Raw genomic sequence first — 11,264 nt, 5'->3', positions numbered from 1 at the left:
TTCCCCCCCCCCCCCCCCCCCCCCCCCCACCCCGCCTACCCACGGATAGCCAGCTCTTGCCGTTGACGTTGACGTTGATTCGGCAGGTGCAGGGCTGCAAGCCGTGCCGAACACCCCTCAGCGTCTGGGCGCCAGCTGCTCCAGCATCTCCCACGACTTCAAGCCGCGCGCGCCAAGATGATGAGCCAGCACCCGCCGCATCGGCAGGCGCAGGCTGGCCAGATCGGCTGCGTCGGGTTCGTCGTCGGCTGCCAGCGCCAACAGCGCCGAGCCGGTAGCCGCCGCCCGACGCTCGCCGCCACGCTCACTGAGCAGGCGCTGCGGCCCTTCCTGCGGGTCCAGTTCATAGCGCGCCGCCGGGTCGATCGGCTGGCCATCGCTGGCGGTCTCCAGATCGAAGCCCACGCCCAGCGCTGCCAGCAGCTCGCGCTCGAAACGACGCAGGGTCCAGGCCAATCCGGCACCCACAGCCAAGCGCGCACGCGCTTCGCCGTAGGCCAGGTACAACTCCGGCAACGGATCCTGGCGTGGCGCCAGCCGCAGGGTCAGTTCACTCAGATAGAACCCGGCCAGCATGGCCTGGCCAAGCAGGCGCGGCGCCACATCCAGCGCTTCAGCACCGCGCAGCTGGGCCAGTTCGCCACGCTGCAGCGCGCTGAAGCGGATCCACTGCAGGGGCTGCAGGGCCGCTCGCAGCACCTGGCCCTTGGCAGTGGAAACGCCGCGCGCAAGCAGGCCGATACGGCCGTGCTCGGCGCTCAATACCTCGACCAGCAGGCTGGTCTCGCGATAGGCCCGCGCATGCAGCACGAAGCCGGTGTCGTCCTCGATCAGCATCGAAGCGACCGTCGCGGCTTATTCGTAGCCGAAGGCCTTCAGCGCGGCCTCGTCATCGGACCAGCCCTCACGCACGCGCACCCAGGTTTCCAGGAACACCTTGGCCCCGAACAGACGCTCCATCTGCAGGCGGGACTTGGCCCCGATCTCCTTCAGGCGGGTGCCGCCCTTGCCGATCACGATCGCCTTCTGGCCTTCGCGCTCGACCCAGATCACCGCACCGATGCGCAGCAGGTTGCCGTCCTCGGTGAAGCGCTCGATCTCCACCGTAGTGGCGTACGGCAGCTCTTCGCCCAACTGGCGCATCAGCTGTTCACGCACCAGTTCGCCGGCCAGGAAACGCTGGCTGCGGTCGGTGATTTCGTCTTCGCCGAACATCGGCGGGGCTTCCGGCAACAGTGCCAGCACGTCGCGGACCAGGGCTTCCAGGCCTTTGCGCTTCTGCGCAGAAATCGGATGCACCGACGAGAAGTCACGGCCGGCGGTCACTTCCTGCAGGAACGGCAGCAGTGCGCCCTTGTCCTTCATGCGGTCGATCTTGTTGACCACCAGCACCACCGGGATACCGGCGTCGCGCAGCACGTTGAAGGCCAGGCTGTCCTCTTCGTCCCAGCGTCCGGCTTCGATCACCAGCAGGCCGGCGTCGACGCCTTCCAGCGAACCGCGCGCGGCGCGGTTCATGACCCGGTTCATCGCACGCTTCTGCACCTTGTGCAGGCCGGGCGTGTCGACCAGCACCAGCTGCCCTTCCGGGTAGGTGGCGATGCCCAGCAGGCGGTGACGGGTGGTCTGCGGCCGGTTGGACACGATGCTGACCTTGGCCCCGACCAGGGCATTGGTCAGGGTCGATTTGCCCACGTTCGGGCGGCCGATGACGGCCACGCTGCCGCAATGATGGGGAGTTTGTTCGCTCACTTGGAATCCAGTTGTTCAAGGACGGCCGCAGCCGCTTGTTGTTCGGCAATCCGCCGCGAGGAGCCTTCGCCCTCGGTACTGGCGGCGGGGTCGGCTACGTTGCAGCGTACCCGGAAGTGTTTGGCGTGGTCGTCACCGGATTCTGACACCAGTTCGTACTGGGGCAACGCCTTCTGTCGGCCCTGCAGCCATTCCTGCAGGCGCGTCTTGGGGTCCTTCTCCGGTCGCCCGGTGGCCGGCAGCGCCTCCATCGAGGCGGCAAACCAGGGCAGGACCATCGCCCGGCAGGCTTCAAAGCCGGCATCCAGGTAGATCGCCGCGACCACGGCCTCGAATGCATCGGCCAGGGTCGAGTCGCGCCGATGGCCGCCGGACTTCATCTCGCCGGGCCCCATGGTCAGCCGGTCACCCAGCTGCAGGGTGCGCGCGATCACCGCCAGTGCACCCTCGCGCACCAGCTCGGCGCGGGCGCGGGTCATCGCGCCTTCGTCCGCCTTGGGCCAGCGCAGGTACAACGCCTCGGCGACCATCATGTTGACGATGCTGTCGCCAAGGAACTCCAGCCGCTCGTTATGCGGCGCGCCGGCACTGCGATGGGTCAGCGCCTGCTTGAGCAGGCCTGGATCGCGGAAGGCGTGACCGATCAGGTCTTCACGTTGGAAAGATTTATTCGGCACCGCTACGGGTCAGGTCCTGGGAAGAATCGAATTTGCCAACCACATCCAGGTTGCCGACCAGTTGGCGGCGCACTTCGTAGTTGACCTTGAGGGTCCAGCCATTGTCGCGACGGTCGAACTTGACGTTGGCCGGCTTCACGTTGTCCGAGTAGTTGATGTACAGCCGCTTGAAGAACAGCTCCTGGATGTTGGCCGGCGCCATGCTGCCGATGCCGGGTTCCTTGGCCAGGCTCTTCATCGCCGAGCGCACCGCGTAGTACTCCTGGTACATCGGGAACAGCTTCATGCCGATGTAGAGGAAGAAACCAACCACGATCAGGACCGTCAGGAACGAGGTCAGGGTCATGCCGCGCTGCGTGTTCATCGTCTTCATTGCGTTCTCCCCAGATACGCGAGTGGATGTGAAGTCAGTTGATGCTCGAGCCGATCCGCGACGGTTCGAAGCCATCCTTGCAGAACCAGCCCTGGCAGTTCAGCCAGATCAGGAACGCCTTGCCGCGCAGGTTCTCTTCCGGAAGCAGGCCCCAGAAACGGCCGTCGTCGCTGTTGTCGCGATTGTCGCCCATCACGAGGTACTTGCCGGCCGGCACGGTCCACTGGCCCTGGCCACGCGGATAGTCGGTCTCCAGCACGGTATGGGTACGGCCCGGCAGGTGCTCGACCAACAGGTTGGCGCCCTCGCCCTGGCCCTTATGGCCGGCGTAGATGCCCTTGTTGTCGTACTTCAACGGTTCGCCGTTGAGGATCACGCCGTCGCCTTCGAACACGATGGTGTCGCCCGGCACGCCGATCACGCGCTTGATGAAGTTCTCGCCCTTGGCCGGGTCGTTGTCACCATGGCCGGGGAAGTGGAACACCACCACGTCGCCGCGGGCCGGATCGCCGACCGGCACGAAGCGGGTATTGGTGATCGGCAGGCGCAGGCCATAGGAGAACTTGTTGACCAGGATGAAATCGCCGATCAGCAGGTTCGGCATCATCGAGCTGGACGGGATCTTGTACGGCTCGGCGATGAAGCTGCGCACGATCAGCACGATCGCCAGCACCGGGAAGAACGCACGCGAGTAGTCCACCAGCACCGGCTCGGTGTCGAGCAGGCCGGCGCGCTGGGCGCGCCGCTTGGCCAGGTACAGCTTGTCGGCCAGCAGGATCAGGCCGGAGGCCAGGGTCAGCACGACCAGGAGGATCTCAAACAGTTTCATTCAGGGTCCTTTGCAACGTCACCGGACGATCGGCCCGAAGGCCGGTTTCGGGGCTTATTTGTTGTCCATCTGCAGCACGGCCAGGAAGGCTTCCTGCGGAATTTCCACGCGGCCGACCTGCTTCATGCGCTTCTTGCCTTCCTTCTGCTTTTCCAGAAGCTTCTTCTTGCGCGAGACGTCGCCACCATAGCACTTGGCCAGAACGTTCTTGCGCATGGCCTTGACCGTGGTTCGCGAGATGATCTGCGAGCCGACGGCGGCCTGGATGGCGACGTCGAACTGCTGGCGCGGGATCAGGTCCTTCATCTTCTCGCACAGCTCGCGGCCACGACGATCGGCATGGCTGCGGTGCACGATCAGCGACAGCGCATCGACCTTGTCACCGTTGATCAGCACGTCAACGCGCACGAACGGACCGGCATCGAAGCGCACGAAGTGGTAGTCCAGCGAAGCATAGCCACGGCTGACCGACTTCAGCTTGTCGAAGAAATCCAGCACCACTTCGGCCATCGGCAGCTCGTAGCTGATCTGCACCTGGCTGCCCAGGTAGTTGATGCCGAGCTGGCTGCCGCGCTTTTCTTCGCACAGCTTGATGATGTTGCCGATGTACTCCTCGGGGGTGAGCACGTTGGCGCGGATGATCGGCTCGCGGATCTCCTGCACATGGTTCACCGGCGGCAGCTTGGCCGGGTTGTCCATGTTGATGATCGTGCCGTCGGTCTTCAGGACTTCATACACCACCGTCGGCGCGGTGCTGATCAGGTCCAGGTTGTATTCGCGTTCCAGGCGTTCCTGCACGATTTCCATGTGCAGCATGCCGAGGAAGCCGCAGCGGAAACCGAAGCCCATCGCTTCGGAGCTTTCCGGCTCGAAGCGCAGCGCGGCATCGTTCAGGCGCAGCTTGTCCAGCGCTTCGCGCAGGTCCGGGTAATCCTCGGCATCGACCGGGAACAGGCCGGCGAACACGCGCGGCTGCATTTCCTGGAAGCCCGGCAGCGGCTTCGGTGCCGGGTCGGCAGCGAGGGTGAGGGTGTCACCGACGGGCGCGCCATGCACGTCCTTGATGCTGGCGGTGACCCAGCCCACTTCGCCCGCGCGCAGTGCCGGCAGCACCTTGCGCTTGGGGGTGAACACGCCGACGTTGTCGACCTGGTGGTTGCGGCCGGTGGACATCACCTGCAGCTTGTCGCCGGCCTTGATCTCGCCCTGCATCACGCGCACCAGCGAGACCACGCCCAGGTAGTTGTCGAACCACGAGTCGATGATCAGCGCCTGCAGCTTGTCGGTATCACGCGGCACCGGCGGCGGAATGCGATGCACGATCGCTTCCAGCACGTCGACCACGTTCAGGCCGGTCTTGGCACTGACCGGGACCGCGTCGCTGGCATCGATGCCGATCACGGCCTCGATCTCGGCCTTGGCGCGCTCGATATCGGCGGTGGGCAGGTCGATCTTGTTGATCACCGGCACCACTTCCAGCCCCTGCTCCACCGCGGTGTAGCAGTTGGCCACCGACTGCGCCTCCACACCCTGCGCCGCATCGACCACCAGCAGCGCGCCTTCGCAGGCGGCCAGCGAGCGGCTGACTTCATAGGAGAAGTCGACGTGGCCGGGGGTGTCGATGAAGTTCAGATGGTAGGTCTGGCCGTCCTTCGCCACGTACGGCAGCGACACCGACTGCGCCTTGATGGTGATGCCACGCTCGCGCTCGATCGGGTTGGAGTCGAGCACCTGCGCTTCCATCTCGCGGGCCTGGAGGCCGCCACAGAGCTGGATGATGCGGTCGGCCAGCGTGGACTTGCCGTGGTCGACGTGGGCGATGATGGAGAAGTTGCGGATGTTCCGCATCGAATCAGAGGACATAGAGAGGTGGCGGCGGCGCGCGGCGTCGTCAGGGTAACGGTCGATTATCGCATGCCCGGAGGGTGACCGCGTGGTCGGCCTGTCCGGGCAAGCCCCGGAATGGCCGAAGCCCCGCCGGGGCGGGGCTTCGGGGACACCACATGGGCCGCCGTGAAGGCGGCCATCTGTTCTTACGGGCCGGCCTTGACCGCCACGAAGGCGCTGTTGCCGCTGCCGGTACGGACCAGCAGCATGACCACGTCCCCCTTCTTGTACCCGGAAAGCGCACGGTTCAGGGTTTCCACGCTGCCGACCGGGGTGCTGGCCACCTGCAGGATCACCATGCCGCCGGACAGGCCGGCATCCCGGGCACCCTCGCCCTTCACTGCGGTGATGCGGACGCCTTCGCCCGTCTCCAGGCCCAGCTGCTTGCGCTGCGGCGCAGTCAGGTCGGCAACCTCCAACCCCAGCAGGGCATTGGCGCCGGTCTGCGGGGCTGCCGTGTCATTGCCCGCGGACGGGCTGCGGGCGTTGCCCTGCGCATCCTCGGCCAGGGCCGTCAGGGTCGCGCTCAGGTCACGCGGCTTGCCGTCGCGGATCACGCCCAGGGTGACCCGGCTGCCCGGCGCCATCGCACCGATCAGTGGCGGCAGATCGGACCAGCTGTTGACCGGCGCGCCGTTCACCGTGCGGATCACGTCACCTATCTTGACCCCGGCCTTGGCCGCAGCGCTGTCCGGCACGATCTGGTTGACCAGCGCGCCGCGGCTGTCGGGCAGCCCCATCGCCTGTGCCTTCAGGCCGTCGATTTCCTGGACCACCGCGCCGAGCTGGCCACGGGTGACCTTGCCGGTCTTCTTGATCTGCTCGACCGCGCTCATCGCCAGATCGATCGGGATCGCGAAGCTGATGCCCATGTAGCCGCCCGATGCCGAGAAAATCTGCGAGTTGATGCCGACCACTTCACCCCGGGTATTCAGCAGCGGGCCGCCGGAATTGCCCTGGTTGATCGCCACGTCGGTCTGGATGAACGGTACATAGCGCTGGTCCGGCCCACCGGTGTTGCGGCCGAGGGCACTGACCACGCCAGCGGTAACCGAGTGGTCGAGGCCGAACGGCGAGCCGATCGCGACAACCCACTGACCGGGCTTCAGGCTGTTGGAATCCCCCACACGCACGGTCGGCAGGTTCTTGCCGTCGATCTTGAGCAGGGCCACGTCGTACTGCTGGTCGCTGCCGACCACCTTGGCGGTGAACTCGCGACGATCGCCGAGCTTGACCTTCACTTCGCTGGCGTCGGCGACCACGTGGTAATTGGTCAGCACGTAGCCGTCAGGCGAAATGATGAAGCCCGAGCCCATCCCGCGGCCCTTGATGCTGGGCCCGCCGTCCTGGCCGCCGGGCCCCTGCCCGGGCATCGGGAAATCCGGGCCGAAGAAGCGGCGGAAGAACTCGGGCATCTCGTCATCGCCCGGGCCCATGCCGCCGCGTGCCTGTCGGTTGCTGCGGACAATGGTGGTGTCGACGTTGACTACGCCGGGGCCGACCTGTTCCACCAGATTGGTGAAGTCAGGCAGGCCGCTGACCAGCGGTTGCGCCGGTGCGCGCGGCGCCGCAGCAGCGGCGGCGGCCTGCGGTGGGGCGGTCGGCGGCGCCGGTTGGGCGCAGGCCACCAGCGGCAGGGTCAGGGCGAACAGGCCAATGGCCTGTGTGCGGAGTCGGGGAGTCATCGGACGGCAACCTCCGGGTCGGATGGAAAGGGAAAGAAGCGCCCCGCTGGCGGCGGGGCGTGTGACGTTACCCGGCTCAGTCGCGCGGGCGCTGCGGCGCCGGCAGATCATCCTGCAGGCGCGGCTCGAACGGATAGAACGCGGCGCCACCGGCATGCGCCGGGAAGCTGGCATTGAGGGCGCCACCGGCGGCGGGCGCCAGGCTGGAGCGCGGCCACGGCCGCGCCTGCAGGCTGCCGACCTCGCCAAATGGCAGGTTGCGCGCGCTGCCGGCCGGCACGGTCGGGGTCAGCGGCGCCTGGCTGGCGACCGCGCGCAGCGGTGCGTCATCGCGCTGGGCCACGCGCGCGGCCTGCTGGCTGCGGGTGGCGCTGGCGCGGCGCACGTCCTGGCGACGGCTGGCGGCGGCCATGGCCACCGCCGGCACGCTGGCCACGGCCATCGCGGCGGTGTCCACCGACGCCTCGGTGACAGCCGCAGGCTGCCCGGATGCCGGCGGCAACTGCGCCTGGCTGGCGATCACCTGCGGTGCGGAGACATCGACGGGCGGCGCCTCCTGCAGCTTTTCGCGGCCGACGAACAGCGCCACGGCAGCAACCGAAGCCGCCAGTGCGCCGCCACCCCAGGCACGCCAACCACTACGCCGGGCCTGACGCTTCGGTTCGGCCAGCGGCGCAGGCTCGGCGGCGATGGCGGCAGCCACGGCGGCACTGAAACCGGCCGGTGCCAGCAGTGACGCCTGGCCACGCATGACGTCACCCAGCAGCTGCCAGCGTTCCTGGCAGCCGGCCAGTTCCGGATCGTGTTCCATGCGGCGCACCAGGAAGCGCGCCTCGTCTGCCCCCAGCTCGCCGTCGACCAGTGCCGACAACTGCTGGCGATGGCGTTCGTCCAGGCGTTGCCCGGCGGGAGACTGGTGGTTGTGCGATTCGTTGTTCGGAATGCGGGTCATATACGGCTCTTCTCGCGGGTGGCGCTGCCGATGTCCAACAGCGGCCGGAGTTCGGTGTCGATCGCCTCGCGCGCCCGGAAGATCCGGGAACGCACGGTGCCGATCGGGCACCCCATCTTCTGCGCGATTTCCTCGTAGCTCAGGCCTTCCACCTCGCGCAGGGTGATCGCTGACCGGAGTTCTTCCGGCAGCGCGCTGACGGCCTTCATCACCGTCTGTTCCAGCTCCTGGCGCATCAACTCGCGCTCGGGCGTGTCGGTGTCGCGCAGGCGTGTGCCACTGTCGAACTGCTCGGCGTCACCGATGTCGATGTCATCGGTCGGCGGGCGGCGATTGTGCGAAGCCAGATGATTTTTGGCGGTATTCACGGCGATCCGATGCAACCAGGTTGAGAACTGGGCGTCGCCACGGAAGCTTCCAATCGCACGGTAGGCACGGATGAAAGTGTCCTGGGCCACGTCCTGACATTCACTCCAGTCGGCGATGTAGCGACCGACCAGGGCCACGACCCGATGCTGGTACTTGCGCACCAGGACATCGAAGGCGGCACTCTCGCCGTGCTGCACGCGCCGGACCAGTTCCAGATCCAGCTCCTGTGGTGTATCAACATCGGCCATGAGGGGCCGCACTCCTGTCAGCCCAACCGACGTCGGGCAATGAGACTGCCAATCCCGGGAAAAGTTCAGTCGCCGATCACCTGGCGCCGCACCAGCTTTTAACCACCGTTCCGTTAACGTTCCGGTCCAAGGCCTGCGATCCGGGGCGCCACACCCCTGCTATTGGGATTTGACGCGGGGGAAACAACCTCTGGATCATAGCCCCCTTCTCCATACACAACCGGATGGAACGTCCATGCTCTCAAGCTTCGATGGTCTCCGCTTCAGCCACTGGCACCCCGAGATCCGCGACGATGGCGTGGTGGTCCTCTCCCTTGATCGTCAGGACAGCAGTGTCAACGCGATGTCGCAGGATGTCCTGCTGGAGCTGGGCGATCTGCTTGAGCGCATCGCCATGGACCCGCCCAAGGGCGTGGTGATCCAGTCGATCAAGAAGGCAGGCTTCATTGCCGGTGCCGACCTGAAGGAATTCCAGGAATTCGATCGCCGCGGCACGGTCAACGATGCCATCCGTCGTGGCCAGTCGACCTACCAGAAGCTGGCAGAACTGCCCTGCCCGACCGTGGCCGCCATCCATGGCCATTGCCTGGGCGGTGGCACCGAGCTGGCCCTGGCCTGCCGCTATCGCGTCGCGTCCAATGACAGTTCCACCCGCATCGGCCTGCCGGAAACCCAGCTGGGCATCTTCCCGGGCTGGGGCGGCAGCGCGCGCCTGCCGCAGCTGGTCGGCGCGCCCGCGGCGATGGACATGATGCTGACCGGACGCACGCTGTCGGCCTCGGCCGCACGCGGCATCGGCCTGGTCGACAAGGTGGTGGCACCGGCCGTCGTGCTCGATACCGCCGTGGCGCTGGCGTTGTCCGGCACCACCCGCCCGTTCAAGCAGCGCGCGACGGCGTGGGCGACCAATACCTGGCTTGCACGCCAGCTGCTGGCACCGCAGATGGTCAAGCAGGTTGCGCGCAAGGCGAAGAAGGACCAGTACCCGGCGCCGTATGCGTTGATCAGCACCTGGCAGCGCAGCGGCGGCAAGCCGGTGCAGGCACGCCTGGATGCCGAACGACGCGCGGTGGTGAAGCTGGCCAGCACGCCGACCGCGCGCAACCTGATCCGCATCTTCTTCCTCACCGAACGCCTGAAGGGCCTCGGTGGTGGAGATTCCGGCATCCGCCACGTGCACGTGGTCGGTGCCGGCGTGATGGGCGGTGACATCGCAGCGTGGGCCGCCTACAAGGGCTTCGACGTGACCCTGCAGGACCGCGAGCAGCGTTTCATCGACCCGGCCATGGAACGCGCGCAGGCGCTGTTCGCCAAGAAGGTGCGTGACGAGAGCAAGCGCCCGGCGGTGGCCGCACGCCTGCGTGCGGATCTGGAAGGCAACGGCGTGGCCCAGGCCGATCTGGTGATCGAAGCGATCATCGAGAACCCGGAAGCCAAGCGTGCGCTGTACCAGACGCTGGAGCCGAAGATGAAGCTCGACGCGCTGCTGACCACCAACACCTCGTCGATTCCGCTGGTGGAGCTGCGCGATCACATCCAGCGTCCCGCGCAGTTCGCCGGCCTGCATTACTTCAATCCGGTGGCACAGATGCCGCTGGTGGAGATCATCCATCACGACGGCATGGCCGCTGAGACCGAGCGTCGCCTGGCGGCCTTCTGCAAGGCGCTGGGCAAGTTCCCGGTGCCGGTGGCCGGCACCCCCGGCTTCCTGGTCAACCGCGTGCTGTTCCCGTACATGCTGGAAGCGGCCACCGCGTATGCCGAAGGTATTCCGGGTCCGGTGATCGACAAGGCGGCGGTGAAGTTCGGCATGCCGATGGGCCCGATCGAACTGATCGACACCGTGGGCCTGGACGTGGCCGCTGGCGTGGGCAAGGAACTGGCACCGTTCCTGGGCCTGCAGATTCCGGCGGCGCTGCAGACGGTGGAACCGGACAAGCGCGGCAAGAAGGATGGCCAGGGCATCTACACCTGGGAGAACGGCCGGGCCAAGAAGCCGGACGTGGCGCGCGACTACCAGGCGCCTGCCGATCTGGAAGATCGCCTGATCCTGCCGCTGTTGAACGAGGCAGTGGCGTGCCTGCACGAGGGCGTGGTGGCCGATGCGGACCTGCTGGATGCGGGCGTGATCTTCGGTACCGGTTTCGCACCGTTCCGCGGCGGTCCGATCCAGCACATCCGCGCGGTCGGTGCCGATGCACTGGTGGAACGCCTGAAGGCGTTGCAGCAGCGTCACGGCGACCGCTTCGCCCCACGCCCGGGCTGGGACAACCCGGTCCTGCGCGAACCGGTGGTTTAACGGCCGGGCCTGCGGCCCGGCACCCGCATAGGCAACAACAACAGCTACAGCAGAAGCCAGAGCCAAAGCGGCTCTGGCTTTTCTGTTTGTTGGGTGGGGCGGTGTGGGTTGGCAGGACACGCCGTAAACCCATCCCTGGGGGCTCGATGGCGCCATCCATGGCGCCAACGGTCCTGCCAACCCACATCGCCCC

The 11,264-nt window shown here is 66.7% G+C and carries 10 protein-coding genes; 1 reads left to right on the top strand and 9 read right to left on the bottom strand.

The window, feature by feature from the left end:
• Nucleotides 1-117: 117 nt before the first annotated feature.
• From recO to rpoE, 9 genes are all read right to left on the bottom strand, one after another.
• Nucleotides 118-837, bottom strand: a complete 720-nt coding sequence (gene recO / locus ACFX4F_RS16585) for a DNA repair protein RecO (protein ID WP_099818937.1) — start codon at nucleotides 835-837, stop codon at nucleotides 118-120.
• A gap of 18 nt (nucleotides 838-855) precedes the next feature.
• On the bottom strand, nucleotides 856-1,752 hold the full coding sequence (era, locus tag ACFX4F_RS16580) for a GTPase Era (protein ID WP_380657210.1): 897 nt from the start codon (nucleotides 1,750-1,752) through the stop codon (nucleotides 856-858).
• Nucleotides 1,749-2,429: a ribonuclease III gene (gene rnc, locus ACFX4F_RS16575; protein ID WP_099818936.1), complete on the bottom strand. Its 681-nt coding sequence runs from the start codon at nucleotides 2,427-2,429 to the stop codon at nucleotides 1,749-1,751. Before rnc ends, era begins: the two co-directional genes overlap by 4 nt.
• Nucleotides 2,419-2,802: a DUF4845 domain-containing protein gene (locus tag ACFX4F_RS16570; protein ID WP_025877113.1), complete on the bottom strand. Its 384-nt coding sequence runs from the start codon at nucleotides 2,800-2,802 to the stop codon at nucleotides 2,419-2,421. Before ACFX4F_RS16570 ends, rnc begins: the two co-directional genes overlap by 11 nt.
• Before the next feature lie 34 nt (nucleotides 2,803-2,836).
• Complete coding sequence (gene lepB / locus ACFX4F_RS16565; protein ID WP_059064781.1) at nucleotides 2,837-3,631, bottom strand: signal peptidase I; 795 nt, start codon at nucleotides 3,629-3,631, stop codon at nucleotides 2,837-2,839.
• Nucleotides 3,632-3,685: 54 nt separating this feature from the next.
• Entirely contained in the window at nucleotides 3,686-5,479 is a 1,794-nt protein-coding gene (gene lepA / locus ACFX4F_RS16560) for a translation elongation factor 4 (protein ID WP_162291979.1), read from the bottom strand.
• A 185-nt stretch (nucleotides 5,480-5,664) separates the two neighbouring features.
• Nucleotides 5,665-7,203: a DegQ family serine endoprotease gene (locus ACFX4F_RS16555; RefSeq protein WP_380657206.1), complete on the bottom strand. Its 1,539-nt coding sequence runs from the start codon at nucleotides 7,201-7,203 to the stop codon at nucleotides 5,665-5,667.
• Nucleotides 7,204-7,279: 76 nt separating this feature from the next.
• Nucleotides 7,280-8,155, bottom strand: coding sequence for an RseA family anti-sigma factor (locus ACFX4F_RS16550; protein WP_380657204.1), 876 nt, complete (start codon nucleotides 8,153-8,155; stop codon nucleotides 7,280-7,282).
• The gene (rpoE, locus tag ACFX4F_RS16545; protein ID WP_380657202.1) at nucleotides 8,152-8,772 is read right to left on the bottom strand and encodes an RNA polymerase sigma factor RpoE; all 621 of its coding nucleotides are present in this window, start codon (nucleotides 8,770-8,772) and stop codon (nucleotides 8,152-8,154) included. The genes ACFX4F_RS16550 and rpoE overlap by 4 nt, the downstream gene beginning before the upstream one ends.
• A gap of 235 nt (nucleotides 8,773-9,007) precedes the next feature.
• Here rpoE and ACFX4F_RS16540 point away from each other — a divergent pair, with 235 nt between their 5' ends.
• Nucleotides 9,008-11,071 (top strand): 3-hydroxyacyl-CoA dehydrogenase NAD-binding domain-containing protein, encoded by a 2,064-nt coding sequence (locus tag ACFX4F_RS16540; RefSeq protein WP_380657200.1) that lies wholly within the window; start codon nucleotides 9,008-9,010, stop codon nucleotides 11,069-11,071.
• Nucleotides 11,072-11,264: the final 193 nt, after the last annotated feature.

It is taken from the genome of Stenotrophomonas sp. YIM B13575, from assembly GCF_042787595.1.
Lineage (GTDB): Bacteria > Pseudomonadota > Gammaproteobacteria > Xanthomonadales > Xanthomonadaceae > Stenotrophomonas > Stenotrophomonas lactitubi_B.
The sequence above is the reverse complement of the archived record's forward strand: the minus strand, read 5'-3'. Positions and strand labels throughout refer to the sequence as shown.